The sequence below is a fragment of the Thalassospira sp. CH_XMU1448-2 genome, from assembly GCF_037027285.1.
GTDB classification, from domain to species: Bacteria; Pseudomonadota; Alphaproteobacteria; order Rhodospirillales; family Thalassospiraceae; genus Thalassospira; species Thalassospira profundimaris_C.
Genome location: NZ_JAYMEA010000001.1, coordinates 1303837 through 1317784, shown reverse-complemented (window position 1 = coordinate 1317784; position 13948 = coordinate 1303837). Strand labels below are relative to the sequence as shown.

The window sequence follows — 13948 nt, the reverse complement described above, 5'->3', positions numbered from 1 at the left end:
TTCCCGAACATTGAAAACTTTTTGCGCCAGTTTTCCCGTTCTTCCCCGTGTGTCCAGACAACAACGCAATTCTGAACGAAAGCAGGAAAATGAGCGGTATCAGCGGTATGAGCGGCAGCATCGCCCAAATACTTGGTCAGAACAGCCAAGCTGCGAACTCTTCGAAAAACAGTGAGGGTTCATCAGATATCGAGGCCTTTGGCGGCTTCACACTTTTTGACCTGCAAAGCAGTGCATCAAGCAGTTCCAATGCAATGTCGGAGTTTACATCCCAAAGCGAAGCCGTCACGGGACAATTATCTGACTCGATCATGTCGATGCTTCTTGAATTGCAAGAAACCAGCACGACAACCGATGGCAATAGCAGCTTTGACGCCCAGCGCCTTTTCTCTGACATGGACTCAGATGGCGACGGTACGCTGACCAAGGATGAATTCATGGCAGCCCGCCCCGATGATGTAAGCGAAGACATGTCGGAGAACCTCTGGAATGTCATGGCAGGATCGGATGCCGAAAGCATCTCCGAGGAAGATTATCTTGCATCCATGGCGCCCCCATCCGGTTCGGTGACGGCAAACGATGATGACACCGAAACCACGGCCGATAGCATGATCAACGGGATGTTTGCGGCAATGGGCGAAGATGGCACATTTGATCCACTTGATACCAACGAGGATGGCACCGTCAGCCTGTCTGAAATCATGGCCGCCGCCCCGCAGGACCCCACCCCGTCACAAAGCAGCCTGCCAGATAATAGCAGCGAAACAGAAAGCGAAACCGGCAACATTGAACAGGATGAGACCTCAGACGAGACCATATCAACCATCGACGGCTTTGATCTTCGCAACGAAACATTTGGCAGCAAACTGATGGCGCAGGTTATTTCGTAACCTGCGCAGCAAGACAGAACCGTTCCAGTTCGATGATAACGCGGGCTGTTGTTGCTCCGTCCCATAACGGGATTTGGCAACTTTGATGCTTTGTGTCCCGATGATCACGAACAAGATCGATTACAGCTGCCGTCAAGTCATCAGGACAGACAAGACGGTTTGTTCCATGGGTTACTGTCATCGGCCTCTCTGTTGACGGCCTGAGGGTCAGACAGGGAATTCCGAGCCAGCTGGTTTCTTCCTGAACGCCACCAGAGTCCGTTATCACCAATCGCGCATCCTGAACGAGACTTCCGAAGCGCACATATCCCATCGGCGGCAAACACTTTACCCCTGCCTGCTCAAGCTTCGTGATGCCGCCAAGCCGGATCAATTGCTGTTCCGTTCTTGGATGCAAGGGCAGACAGACCGGCAATATCGATGCAATTTCGCAAAGGGCTTTAACGATACGGCTCAGGGTGCCGGAGTTGTCGACATTACTTGGACGATGAAATGTCGCAACGACATAGGGTCCGCTATCAAGGCCAAACTTATTGGCGATCTGTTCCCTGTTGACCGCCTCTTTCATCATAACAACCGTATCGATCATGATGTTACCCACACGCGTGATCCGGTCAGGCGAAATGCCCTCGTTCAAAAGGTTCGTATCTGCATCCGGCGAAGGTGTCAGAAGCAAATTCGCAATATGGTCGATCCTGATCCTGTTCGCTTCTTCGGGAACCTTCTGATCAAAACAGCGCAAACCGGCTTCAAGATGGATCAGGGGAATATGCATTTCAGATGCAATCATGGCCGCCGCCAGCGATGCATTCACGTCCCCCACAACCAGAACAGCATCGGGACGATCTATACGGCACAAGCTTTCATAGCCCGCCATCATCGCAGCAACCGGATCTTGCCCGGCTGCCGCGCCCCATTCAAGAATGTGATCAGGGTCTGGCAAGCCCAAATCCCGCCAGATGTCCGATGACATACCCTGATCGCGATGCTGTGCCATATGAATGAAAGACGTATGGATCATGTGATGCCCCCGCAATCCATGCCACAGGGGTGCGATCTTCATGAAATTCGGGCGCGCACCCGCAATCAGGTGAAGTTTCATCGCCATCCCACCATCACCATGGGAAATTCAGGTCATCTGACATACCCTAACGGATATGGAGAATTGCACATAACCTTCTTTGGTATCGGTATTTTTTGCCTGAGGCCACGTCAAACAGTGCCCGTAAAGCCGATCAATCCGCAATCTTTAATTTATGCTTTTCTCATGAAAATTGAGAATGCTTGGATGGTCTGAAAATTGCTTTGTTTTCTGATGGTAAGCATCCGTTGATGGTCACTCATACGTGGTTTGGGTCCTGTCAGCGGTGCTTTGTGCATCCCACAAGAAGGGTTCTCGACATGAGTACAATTTTTGGATTGGGCAACGGGTTGCCAATGTCTTCCCGGGTCAGTTCATCTGACCGTTCAGGTGCACACGAAGGTATCGAAGGTTTTAGCGCAGGTAGCGCTGCACCTGTTCTGACGACGGGCAAAACAAATTCGGAAACCGGCACATCGAAAAGCCAGCTTTCCGATGCGATGCAGTCCGTCATGCTCGAATTTCAGAATATCGGGTCCGGATCATCAAGTTTTGCTGCTGCCATGGCAGACGCGCAAGGCAATGATAACAGGTCCGGGCAAAATTCGGTTGGTGATGGCGTTTCATCATCGCAATCTGACTCAACCGACGCTGACTCGCTGAATGCAGAAAAGGACGCTGAGGAAGAGTTCAGAACCGCACTGCGCGATGCCAATTCCATTCCTGTCAAAGACGATGAAAATGCCAAGAAGGCCGAGCTCGAAAAACAAAAGCAACGTCAGGAATATGAACAGGTGCAACAGACCGCAACTGACATCCCCGAGGATATTTCAGGGGTGGACAGTCGCGTTACAGCCCAAGTGCTTGGCGGACAGTTTACAATAAAGCCCGCAACTCCTGACACTCTGGCCGCATGATCTGATCACGGCAACAACATTACAAAAGAGCAGCACCATCTGGTGCTGCTCTTTTGCTTATGTCCCAAGTTCTCGAAACATCAGAACAGTTTTGGCGGCGCATCACCGCGCTCTTCGCTTTGCAGTTCAAGAAGTGCGTTGTTATAGGCCATCATCGCGTCCTTTTCATGGACAAAGCCGATCATTTCTCGGTCTTCATCATTGTTAAGCACCGGCAGATGTTCCTCGCCGGTTTGCTCCATCAAACGAATGGCCTTTTCGATACTGTCGGTTCTAAACAGCACAGGCGGCTTTGATCGTGCAACGTCACCCGCCGTCGCATTCTCGGCAGATGCAGGATCAAACGTCGCATTGCGCAAGTCGGTCAATGTGATCGTGCCATGCAGTTTTCCGTTTTCATCCACCACAAACAACTCGGAATAGGGTGCGTTGAAAAGTGCGGTACGCACCGCTGGCAAGTCTTCTGACAGTGGAACCGTGACATATTCGCGCTTCATGATATCTGCGACCTTGATCATCCGCAGCAGATTGACCTCGCGCCCCCAGCGGGTTGAAAGCCCACGCATCTTTAGCTGCAACTGGAAGAACGACCCGCCATTGGACTGATCCATGATCACCGACGCCAGAACGGATGCCAGCATCACTGCAATGGTCAGCTGATAGTCACCCGTAAGCTCAAACACGATCAGGGTTGTTGAAATCGGTGCGCCCAAAACGGCCGCTGCCACCGCCCCCATCCCGACAAGGGTGTAGGCACCATGGCCCGAAGAAAAACTCGGCAAGGCATGGGTTGCGATAATCCCGAATGCACCGCCCAGCATCGCACCAAGGAACAGAGCCGGACTGAACATGCCACCGGCAAAACCAAGTCCCATGCAAATCGCCACAACGAACGCCTTGGCAAACAGCAACCCGATCAGAAAGGCCAGACTGTAAGCTTCATAAAGTGCATCATTCATCGCACCATAACCCACACCGATCACCTGCGGGAAGCCCAGCCCGACCAGACCGACCACCAGCCCGGCAATTGCCGGTCGCCCCCAAAGCGGGGCCTTTGCGATGTCTGCAACCTTCTGGACAATCGGGATCGCACGTACGGTCAACATCGCCGTTACCCCGGCCAAGATGCCAAGCAGCGCAAATGCCGGGAACTCCCAGAATGACTGGATGTTGTGCAGCGGGATCAAAAAAGCGACATCCGAGCCATAATAAAGCCGCGTAATCACCGTGCCCATTACAGAGGACATGACAATTGGCGCAAATGCCGTCCGCGCATAATGCCCCAGCACGACTTCGTGGGCGAAAAACATGCCAGCCAGCGGTGCGTTGAATGATGCAGCAACCGCCGATGCGACACCGCATCCCAAAAGAGTTCGGGCAGCACTCCGGCGCAAATGCAATATCCGCGCAAGCCACGCGCCGAAAGATGCCCCCATATGAACGACCGGACCTTCCCGGCCAAGGGACGCACCACTTCCAAGCGACACGGCACTGGCGATTGCACTTTTGATGCCACAACGTGTCGACATCCGCGCATCATTAAAGGATGCCGAGTCAATCACATCAGCAACCCCGTGCGGGCGCTGTCCGGGCAAGAATTTGTAGATGAAAATACCGACCACAAGCCCGCCGACAGTCGGACCAAGGACAAGATGCAGGCTCGACAAGCCTTTTAGATGTTCATGCAGGGATTCTTCGCCCCAGCCATAGACCAGTGACTGCACCAACAGAATGCCATCGCGAAACAGGATCGTACCACCACCGGCCATGGCTCCCACAACCAGTGCCAGCAAAGAAAGAACCAGTTGCTCGCTTTTGACCAAGCGGCGCATACGGTTTAGCAAGATATTGGATTTGATCAGTTTTTCGGCCATTACCGCAACACCGCAGGGCAAATATTTCTGAATTAGAGATCATAGGATCGGTGATTGCTGCGAATAAAGGGTAAAGACCCGAAACACCAAGGATAATTTCGCAAAACCACACCTTTCATCGACACATCCTAATAATATGGACAAACCACCCTTTCGGAACTGTTGCCATAAGTGATTGTCCGGTCGAACCCAGCATTCAAAAAACGATCATTGCCAATCACCGGAAAAATGCAGCATTCTGCGCGGTCTGTTCAAAAATATAACGCCACCCGAACCGTGTTGATACGGAACCCGAAAAAATGAATGATCCCCGCCCTACGGGTAGTGCTGCGGCAAGACCGCTACCCGGCTTTGCTGAATTTGTCTGTCTGATGGCAATCACCATCGGACTTGTCGCCCTTTCAATTGACAACCTGTTGCCTGCTTTCGGGCCGATTGCCGAAGATTTCGGTATCCAGGACGGCAATCGCATGCAGATGCTGATTTACGTCTTCATGATCGCCTTTGGACTGATGCAGATCGTCTATGGTCCGCTTGCTGACAGTTTTGGTCGTCGTCCCGTCCTGATTGGCGGTCTTGGCATTTATGCAATCGGGACCATCATGGCAATCTTTGCTGATAGCTATGAGCATCTGCTTGTTGCGCGTTTTGTGCAGGGATTGGGAGCCGCCGCTCCACGCGTTCTGACCATGGCCATAACGCGCGACTGCTTTGAAGGCCGCGAGATGGCACGCGTGATGTCCTTTGTCATGATGGTCTTTATTATCCTGCCGGTCTTTGCACCCGCATCGGGTAGCCTGATCCTGGCACTGGCAAACTGGCATATGATCTTTGTCAGCACGCTTGTTCTCGCGATTGCAATTGTCTGCTGGTATTTGCTTCGGATGCCCGAAACCCTGCATCCCGAATACCGGCACAAATTGTCTGTTCGCCGGATCGCACGCGATATCAAAACCACGGTGACCAACCGTCAGACCCTTGGCTATTCCACCGTAATGGGCATGATGTTTGGCTGCCTGATGGCCTATATCGGGTCTGCCCAGCAAATCTTTGAAACCGAAGTCTACGGCCTTGGTGCCTGGTTCCCGCTGGTATTCGGGATGATCGCCGCTTGTATGAGTTTCTCGTCCTTCATCAATGCGCGTCTCGTACGAAAATTGGGAATGCACAAGATTTCCCATGTGGCCCTGTTCATCATGACCATCAGCAGCCTGATCAACGTTCTGATCGCACTTGGCTTTGATGGTCATCCGCCGCTTCCTGTCTTTGGTATCGGGCTGACAGCAACATTATTCTGTTTCTCGCTGACCATGCCAAATTTCAACTCGCTGGCCATGGAGCCTGTGGGGGCAATCGCAGGTACAGCCTCTTCGATGATTGGCGTTTACAGCACGCTTATCGGCGTGATCGCCGGAGGCATCATCGGGCTGCAATTCAACGGCACCGTCACCCCGCTTCTGGTCGGCTACTTCTTCCTTGGCCTGATCGGTATCGTCATTGTCGGCATTACCGAACGTGGTAAATTCTGTCGAGCCACACATTAATCGCCGAACAGAATAGCCAACGAAAAAAGCCCCGCAGAGTGCAGTCTGCGGGGCTTTTCATTGCGACCAGCCAGATCAGGATGCCTGACGTGGATCGTAATTCAGGTTTGGCGCCAACCAGCGTTCCGCCTCGGCCATGGTCATGCCCTTGCGCTCGGCATAACTTTCGACCTGATCACGCTCGATCTTGCCAAGGCCGAAATATTTGGCTTCGGGATGAGCAAAATAGAAACCACTGACCGACGATGCCGGGGTCATTGCGCAGCTTTCAGTCAAAGACACGCCGACATTCTTTTCCGCATCAAGCAGCGACCAGAGAGTACGTTTTTCAGTATGTTCCGGGCAGGCCGGATAACCCGGTGCCGGACGAATCCCGCGATAACCCTCTGCGATCAGTTCGTCATTGCCAAGGCTTTCATCCTTGGCATAGGCCCAAAGTTCCTTGCGGACTTTTTCATGCATACGCTCGGCAAAGGCTTCGGCGAACCGGTCGCCAAGCGCCTTGACGAGGATCGCGTTATAATCGTCATGCTCGGCTTCAAGCTTGGATGCAATTTCTTCAACCTGCGGACCGGCTGTAACGACAAAGCCGCCAATATAGTCGGTCTTGCCACTTTCTTTTGGCGCGATGTAATCGGCCAATGCACGGTTCGGACGTTTGTTGTTTTCACGATACATCTGCTGACGCAGGGTCCGCAGCATCACAGGTTCGTTCTGATCCGGGGCCGGGGTGACTTCGATATCGTCGCCAACCGAGTTTGCCGGCCAGATACCAACGACTGCCCTTGGCTTGAACCATTTTTCGGCCACGATGCGCTTGAGCATTGCCTGCGCATCTTCATAAAGGCTGCGCGCCGTTTCTCCGACCTTTTCGTCCTTCAGAATATCGGGGAAACGACCATGCAATTCCCAGGTCTCAAAGAACGGTTTCCAGTCAAAACGTGACACCAGTTCTTCAAGATCGAATTCCTCAAACACCGTGACACCCGGCTTGGCCGGTGCCGGAACATCGTAGGCATCCCAATCAAGCTGAACCTTGTTGGCGCGCGCATCCGCAAGCGCAAACCGCTTTTTCTGCAGTTGCTGTGCTGCGTGCTTTTCGGCCATCGCGATATATTCGCTGCGAATTTCCGCAGCAAAGCGTTCGCGATGGGTCTCGGACACCAGCTGACTTGCAACACCAACTGCGCGCGACGCATCAATCACATAGACAACCGACCTGTTATAGTTCGGTGCGATCTTGACCGCTGTATGAACTTTCGAGGTGGTCGCCCCACCGATCAGAAGCGGGATATCAAGCCCCTCGCGTTCCATCTCGGCGGCAACATAGGTCATTTCTTCAAGCGATGGCGTGATCAGACCGGAAAGACCGATCATGTCGACATTTTCGGCCTTGGCAGTTTCGATGATTTTCTGTGTTGGCACCATCACGCCAAGATCAAGGACCTCGAAATTGTTACATTGCAGAACCACACCCACGATGTTTTTGCCGATGTCATGAACATCGCCCTTAACTGTCGCAAGCAGTATCTTGCCGTTGGTTTCACGCACACCGTCCTTTTCTTCTTCGATGAACGGAATGAGGTAAGCGACGGCCTTTTTCATCACGCGGGCAGATTTGACCACCTGCGGCAGGAACATCTTACCGGCACCAAACAGGTCACCGACAATGTTCATGCCATCCATCAGCGGACCTTCAATCACATGAAGGGGCTTGTCTGCCTGCTGACGGGCTTCCTCGGTGTCTTCTTCGACAAACTCTGCAATGCCGTTAACCAGTGCGTGGGCCAGACGTTCATTGACCGGCTTTTTACGCCATTCAAGATCGATTTTCTTTTCCGGCCCGCCGGTCCCTTTGTACTTCTCGGCCACTTCAAGCAAACGGTCCGTCGCATCTGAACGACGGTTCAGGATGACGTCCTCGACACGTTCGCGCAATTCAGCCGGAATTTCTTCATAGACAACAAGCTGACCGGCATTAACGATCCCCATATCCAGACCGGCCTTGACCGCGTGATACAGGAACACCGAATGCATGGCTTCGCGGACCGGGTTATTGCCCCGGAACGAGAAGGACACGTTCGAAACACCGCCGGAAATCTTTGCATAAGGCAGGTTGGCCTTGATCAGCTTGCAGGCCTCGATGAAATCGACAGCATAGTTGTCATGGTCTTCGATACCGGTCGCGACGGCAAAGATGTTTGGATCGAAGATGATGTCTTCTGGCGGGAAGCCGACCTTCTGAACCAGAACATCGTAGCTGCGTTTGCAAATCTCGAACTTGCGATCGACCGTATCGGCCTGACCTTTTTCGTCAAAGGCCATGACGACGACGGCCGCACCATAGCGGCGCAGTTTCTTGGCCTGTGCGATAAAGGGCTCGTCGCCCTCTTTCAGACTGATCGAGTTGACGATGCCTTTGCCCTGAAGACATTTAAGGCCAGCTTCGATCACATTCCATTTGGAACTGTCGACCATGATCGGTACGCGGGCAATGTCGGGTTCGGCTGCGATCAGGTTGATGAATTTCACCATCGCCGTTTCGGCATCAAGCATCGCATCATCCATATTGATGTCGATGATCTGTGCGCCGTTTTCGACCTGCTGGCGGGCAATTTCAACGGCTGCATCGTAATCTTCGTCAACGATCAGCTTCTTGAATTTGATCGAGCCTGCAACGTTGGTACGTTCACCAATATTGATAAATCTGGAAATGTCGGTCATGGGTCTGTTCGATCTCTTTTCAGCAATCAATATCGGGTTCAGGCAGCGTCAAACGGCTCAAGGCCGGACAACCGCATTCTTGGTTCAATCTTCGGAAGCGTACGCGGCTTGGCATTGGCAACTGCATCGGCAATGGCCTTGATATGCGGCGGCGTCGTGCCACAGCATCCACCAAGCAGGTTAACCATACCGGTTTCCGCCCATTCCTTAACCAGCGCTGCCATTTCGGCATCGGTCTGATCATATTCACCAAATTCGTTCGGCAAACCGGCATTGGGATAAACCGACACACGGCATTCGGCAATACGCGAGAGTTCCTGTACATAGGGGCGCAACTGCGCGGCACCAAGTGCACAGTTCAGACCGATCGAGAACGGCTTGGCATGACGGACCGAGTTATAGAACGCTTCGGTCGTTTGCCCCGAAAGGGTACGACCCGACGCATCCGTGATGGTGCCTGAAATCAGGACCGGCACGTCTTCGCCGCGTTCTTCAAGCACCTCGTCAATCGCATAAAGTGCCGCCTTGGCGTTCAGCGTATCAAAAATGGTTTCGACCAGAAGCGCATCTGCCCCGCCATCAAGCAAACCCTTGGCGGCTTCCTTGTAGGCGTCTTTGAGCTGATCAAAGGTAATTGCACGGAAGCCGGGATTGTTCACATCCGGTGAGATCGAAGCGGTACGGTTGGTCGGGCCGATGGCACCATTTACAAAGCGCACATCGCCGGGATGGGCGGCTTCCCACTCATCGCACGCCTGTCGCGCAATCTTGGCACTTTCGAAATTGATCTCGTAAGCCAGATGTTCCATGCCGTAATCGGCCTGGGCAATCGTCGTCGCACTAAAGGTATTGGTCCCCTGAAGGTCCGCTCCGGCTGCGATATATTGCAGATGGATGTCCTTGATGATGTCCGGCCGGGTCAGTGACAACAAATCATTGTTACCTTTGACATCCTGCTTCCAGTCGGCAAACCGTTCCCCGCGGTAATCTTCCTCGGTCAGTTTGTGTTTCTGGATCATGGTTCCCATGGCGCCATCAAGGATCAGTATCTTTTCCTCGGCCCGTTTGCGTAACAGGGCGACGCGTTCCTTGCGATCATTCATCTTTTTCATCCAGTCTTTCAGTCATGCATTGCAAAGTGGGTGTTCGGAGCTCAGGCAGCAGCCTTGTCCGTCCCGCGAATACCCAGCGCATGACAGATGGCATAGGTCAGTTCGGCGCGGTTGAGGGTATAGAAATGGAAGTCGCTAACGCCTTCCTTCATCAAACCTTCAACCTGCGAGATGGCTTCGTGGAATGCAACCATGCGGCGCGTTTCCGGGTCTTCATCCAGACCATCAAAACGCCAATGCAACCGTTCGGGAACAGAAGCACCACACATATCGGCGAATTTCAACAAAGATGCGAAATTTGTAACCGGCAAGATACCCGGAACAATCGGCGCATTGATGCCAGCCGCATCACATTTATCACGAAACCGAAGATAGGTTTCGTTATCAAAGAAAAACTGCGTAATGGCGCGATTGGCACCGGCATCAATCTTGCGTTTCAGATAATCAATCTCGAAATCGGCACTTGGTGCATCGGGATGCATTTCCGGATAGGCCGAAACCGAAATATCAAAATCGGCAATTGCCTTAAGCCCCGCAACCAGATCAACCGCATATGGATAACCGCCCGGGGTAGGCGTATAGACACCACCGGCATCGGGCAAGTCACCGCGAAGCGCCACAATCGAACGAATGCCTTCGTCCCAGTATTTGCGAGCGATTTCTTCGATCTCTTCTTTGGTATGACCAACACAGGTCAGATGGGCGGCCGCCGGAATACCGGTTTCGCCCTGAATGCGGGTGACGCTGCCATGGGTGCGATCACGTGTCGTGCCACCAGCCCCATAGGTTACAGATACGAATGACGGGTTCAGCGGCGCGAGCCGATGGATCGAGCGCCACATGGTTTCTTCCATCTTCTCCGTTTTAGGGGGGAAGAATTCGAACGAAACCCGCAGATCGTTGTGTGCTGCCTGTTTTTCTTGAACCGTCATCATATCAATCCTGTCTTCACTTTCCCGTGTATCGGGATGTTCTTATTTAGGTCGGGTAACGCGGACTATTCCGCCGCCTTGTCTGTGCTATTCTTTGGTACCTGTTCGGTCACACGTGCCGCAGCATGTGCAACCCAGATTCTGACAGTCAGTGGTTTGCCGGGCAGGTTTATGACATCGTCAAAGACAAGTTCACATGCGCGAAACCACGTACTGATCGACGAATCCTCAAAACCAAGGCGACGATGGGCATGTTCCTCGCGCAGCTCGTCACGGTCATGAGGCGCAAAGTCGACCACTACAAGCTTTCCATTTGGCGCAAGAACGCGCGCAGCCTCGGCAATTGCCGCATCCGGCTTTTCTGCGAAATGCAGAACCTGATGCAGGGTCACGACATCAAACATGCCGCCCGGATAGGGCAGTTGATACATATCAGCCTGCCGCACCAGACAATTTGAAAGATCGGCCCGTTGCAAACGCGCACGCGCAACGGCCAGCATCTCGCGCGACATATCAACGCCAACACCTTCTTCGGCATTCTTGCCAAGAAGTTCAAGGATACGTCCGGTACCGGTACCTATATCAAGTATCCGCCCGCCACCCAGATCACCGACGGCATCAAGCAATGCCTGTTCGACAACTGCCTCGTCGATATGCAGGGAACGGATTTGATCCCAATCTTCGGCATTGGCGCGGAAATATTCAGTGGCGATTTTTTCGCGCTGGGCTTTGACCTGTTCAAGGCGAGCACGATCAAGCGACAGAATCTCGTCATCAACTGGCAACAACGCCAGAACCGGCTGCACCAGATCGGCCCCAGGACCGGAATGTGGCGTCCGATAGAAAACCCAAGTCCCTTCGCGAAAACGGACCAGAAGGCCTGCTTCGCACAATAACTTCAGATGGCGGGAAACGCGGGGCTGGCTTTGACCAATGATCTGGGTGATCTCGCTGACGGTCAGTTCGCACTCGGCACAAATGGCAAGCAGGCGAAGCCGTGTCGCTTCAGCCGCCGCGCGCAATCTTGCCAGAACCTGTTCCATGTCGATATCTCCCGTCCGATAAAAACAGACATAAAGATATGTTTATATTTAATCAATATCTATTTTCCTACCCAAAGGGGGTATGGTAAAAACATCACACGACAAAACAGCTTGATCCCTTTCAACTTTTTGTATGCTGGCGTTTAATTTCACCCTATGCTAACCACATAAATATTCGAGACGTACACGATACATGATCGGACTTCGCGAGCAGGAAGTTGATCGGTAACGTTTTTTGGTGTTCCCGCACGAGAAACGTCTTGGGTCAAGGAAGTCTATGTATCGAACATCGGTTGGCTGAAAATAATGAAGTTTCGAGCTCTACTTTCACTCTGTGCTGCTGGTTCGCTGTCCTTGTTGACGGCTTGTGCATCAACAGAACCTGCACAGGACATGAGTGATTTTGACCCGATTGAACCGGTAAACCGTGTTGTTCACGGCGTGAACGGCGCAGTCGATTTCATGGTTCTTTACCCTGCTGCCATGTGGTACCGGGACATTGCACCGGAACCTGTAAAAACCTCGGTCGCAAGCTTTGTGCGCAACATCAATGAGCCGTTGAACTCTCTCAACGCGTTGCTGCAGGGCGACCCGGATCAGGCAGCTGCCTCTTTCCAGCGTTTCATCATGAATACGACGCTGGGCTTCCTCGGATTTAACGACGTCGCTGCCGATTTCGGCATTCCGTATCGTCGTGAAGATTTCGGTCAGACTCTGGCGCATTATGGCGTTGGCGCCGGTCCGTATATCGTGCTTCCGCTGTTGGGCCCGTCCAACCTGCGTGATGGCATCGGTCTTGGTGTAGATTATGTTGCCAACCCGCTGACCTGGGGTTCGCAAAACAGTGACACAGCCGAGGCACTTTACCTTGGCTCGATCGGTCTGAGTGCACTTCACTATCGCTATTCAACGGTCAATCAGCTGAACGAATTGCAGAAGTCGTCCATCGACTACTATGCCGCACTGCGCAGCCTCTATCGTCAGCAGCGTAACACCCTGATCCGCAACGGCGCCCCGGCACCAGCATCCGAGATCGAGGGTGAAAGCGCCGAGTTCAGCTTTGACGATGCCGTTGAAGCTGCCAGCCAGTAAGAGTACGTCATGACCAAGCGTAAGATCATCATCCCCGCAGCAGCCGCTTTCATTGCCGTTGCTGCGGCGTGGTCGGGTCCGGCCGTTGCGACAGGTGCTTCTGCGCCTGTGCTGGCGGAAGTTGCCGTTGATCAAAGTGCCGCAAACGTCATTCAGGCCCTTGCCGATCAGGCGATGACCGAATTGACGGACCAGACTCTTGCAGACGATGTCCGTCGTCAGAAATTCGTTGCCCTGATGGATCGCTATTTCGAGATGGACGTTGTGTCGCGTTTTGTGCTCGGCCGCTACTGGCGCTCCATCTCCAAGGAGGAGATCGGGGAGTTTTCCAAACTTCTCCAGAATTACCTGGCTCTGAACTATGCCAACCAGTTCAAGGCCTTTAACGGTGAACAGTTCGTCGTCGGTAACGAAACCGAGAAGAACAAGGACACATTCGTCAATTCGCAGTTTGTTCGCCCGGATGGCCCGCCTGTGAATATTGTCTGGCGGATGCGCGTCTTTGACGGCCATTACAAGATCATTGATGTCTCCATCGAAGGTCTGAGCATGGGCATCACACAGCGTGACGAATTCACCGCCGTGATCCAGCAGAACAATGATGATGTCGGCGCACTGACCGCTGCCCTTAAGGCAAAAACCGGTCTCTGATCATTCGATCATCGCAATCGCCTTCAAAAGCCACCACCCCAAGGGCCGGTGGCTTTTTCTTTGTTCGAACACACCCCATCCAAAACAA

General features: G+C 53.0%; 11 protein-coding genes. 5 read left to right on the top strand and 6 right to left on the bottom strand.

Annotated features, from left to right (window positions below; all coding sequences use genetic code 11):
• The first annotated feature begins 89 nt into the window (after window positions 1-89).
• Window positions 90-890, top strand: coding sequence for a hypothetical protein (locus WA318_RS05950; protein ID WP_336080277.1), 801 nt, complete (start codon window positions 90-92; stop codon window positions 888-890).
• On the opposite strand, the gene wecB is transcribed toward WA318_RS05950, so the two are convergent.
• Window positions 880-1998, bottom strand: a complete 1119-nt coding sequence (wecB, locus tag WA318_RS05945; RefSeq protein ID WP_336080276.1) for a non-hydrolyzing UDP-N-acetylglucosamine 2-epimerase — start codon at window positions 1996-1998, stop codon at window positions 880-882. The two genes, WA318_RS05950 and wecB, sit on opposite strands and share 11 nt — an antisense overlap.
• 293 nt (window positions 1999-2291) lie before the next feature.
• On the opposite strand from wecB, the gene WA318_RS05940 reads away from it, so the two are divergent.
• The gene (locus WA318_RS05940) at window positions 2292-2888 is read left to right on the top strand and encodes a hypothetical protein (RefSeq protein ID WP_336080275.1); all 597 of its coding nucleotides are present in this window, start codon (window positions 2292-2294) and stop codon (window positions 2886-2888) included.
• An 80-nt stretch (window positions 2889-2968) separates the two neighbouring features.
• Here WA318_RS05940 and WA318_RS05935 read toward each other — a convergent pair whose 3' ends face one another.
• Window positions 2969-4762 (bottom strand): chloride channel protein, encoded by a 1794-nt coding sequence (locus WA318_RS05935; RefSeq protein ID WP_336080274.1) that lies wholly within the window; start codon window positions 4760-4762, stop codon window positions 2969-2971.
• Between the two features lie 299 nt (window positions 4763-5061).
• Between WA318_RS05935 and WA318_RS05930 the strand changes: the two genes are divergently transcribed.
• Window positions 5062-6306 (top strand): multidrug effflux MFS transporter, encoded by a 1245-nt coding sequence (locus WA318_RS05930; protein WP_114099596.1) that lies wholly within the window; start codon window positions 5062-5064, stop codon window positions 6304-6306.
• Between the two features lie 75 nt (window positions 6307-6381).
• On the opposite strand, the gene metH is transcribed toward WA318_RS05930, so the two are convergent.
• The 4 genes from metH to WA318_RS05910 form a co-directional block, all read right to left on the bottom strand.
• Window positions 6382-9030 carry a methionine synthase gene (metH, locus tag WA318_RS05925; protein ID WP_336080273.1) on the bottom strand — a complete coding sequence of 883 codons (2649 nt, stop codon included), beginning with the start codon at window positions 9028-9030 and terminating at the stop codon, window positions 6382-6384.
• A 38-nt stretch (window positions 9031-9068) separates the two neighbouring features.
• Window positions 9069-10133 (bottom strand): homocysteine S-methyltransferase family protein, encoded by a 1065-nt coding sequence (locus tag WA318_RS05920; protein WP_258548791.1) that lies wholly within the window; start codon window positions 10131-10133, stop codon window positions 9069-9071.
• Between the two features lie 50 nt (window positions 10134-10183).
• Complete coding sequence (metF, locus tag WA318_RS05915; protein WP_404969466.1) at window positions 10184-11077, bottom strand: methylenetetrahydrofolate reductase; 894 nt, start codon at window positions 11075-11077, stop codon at window positions 10184-10186.
• Window positions 11078-11139: 62 nt separating this feature from the next.
• Window positions 11140-12117: an ArsR/SmtB family transcription factor gene (locus tag WA318_RS05910; RefSeq protein WP_114099599.1), complete on the bottom strand. Its 978-nt coding sequence runs from the start codon at window positions 12115-12117 to the stop codon at window positions 11140-11142.
• A gap of 393 nt (window positions 12118-12510) precedes the next feature.
• Between WA318_RS05910 and WA318_RS05905 the strand changes: the two genes are divergently transcribed.
• Complete coding sequence (locus tag WA318_RS05905) at window positions 12511-13209, top strand: MlaA family lipoprotein (protein WP_258548792.1); 699 nt, start codon at window positions 12511-12513, stop codon at window positions 13207-13209.
• Window positions 13210-13218: 9 nt separating this feature from the next.
• Window positions 13219-13860: an MlaC/ttg2D family ABC transporter substrate-binding protein gene (locus WA318_RS05900; protein WP_114099601.1), complete on the top strand. Its 642-nt coding sequence runs from the start codon at window positions 13219-13221 to the stop codon at window positions 13858-13860.
• The last annotated feature ends 88 nt before the right edge of the window (window positions 13861-13948 follow it).

What these genes read in the sequence shown, in the direction of transcription:
- WA318_RS05950 (WP_336080277.1), top strand. Translation starts at nt 90, where the DNA reads ATGAGCGGTATCAGCGGTATGAGCGGCAGCATCGCCCAAATACTTGGT.
- wecB (WP_336080276.1), bottom strand. Translation starts at nt 1,998, where the DNA reads ATGGCGATGAAACTTCACCTGATTGCGGGTGCGCGCCCGAATTTCATG.
- WA318_RS05940 (WP_336080275.1), top strand. Translation starts at nt 2,292, where the DNA reads ATGAGTACAATTTTTGGATTGGGCAACGGGTTGCCAATGTCTTCCCGG.
- WA318_RS05935 (WP_336080274.1), bottom strand. Translation starts at nt 4,762, where the DNA reads ATGGCCGAAAAACTGATCAAATCCAATATCTTGCTAAACCGTATGCGC.
- WA318_RS05930 (WP_114099596.1), top strand. Translation starts at nt 5,062, where the DNA reads ATGAATGATCCCCGCCCTACGGGTAGTGCTGCGGCAAGACCGCTACCC.
- metH (WP_336080273.1), bottom strand. Translation starts at nt 9,030, where the DNA reads ATGACCGACATTTCCAGATTTATCAATATTGGTGAACGTACCAACGTT.
- WA318_RS05920 (WP_258548791.1), bottom strand. Translation starts at nt 10,133, where the DNA reads ATGAATGATCGCAAGGAACGCGTCGCCCTGTTACGCAAACGGGCCGAG.
- metF (WP_404969466.1), bottom strand. Translation starts at nt 11,077, where the DNA reads ATGATGACGGTTCAAGAAAAACAGGCAGCACACAACGATCTGCGGGTT.
- WA318_RS05910 (WP_114099599.1), bottom strand. Translation starts at nt 12,117, where the DNA reads ATGGAACAGGTTCTGGCAAGATTGCGCGCGGCGGCTGAAGCGACACGG.
- WA318_RS05905 (WP_258548792.1), top strand. Translation starts at nt 12,511, where the DNA reads ATGAGTGATTTTGACCCGATTGAACCGGTAAACCGTGTTGTTCACGGC.
- WA318_RS05900 (WP_114099601.1), top strand. Translation starts at nt 13,219, where the DNA reads ATGACCAAGCGTAAGATCATCATCCCCGCAGCAGCCGCTTTCATTGCC.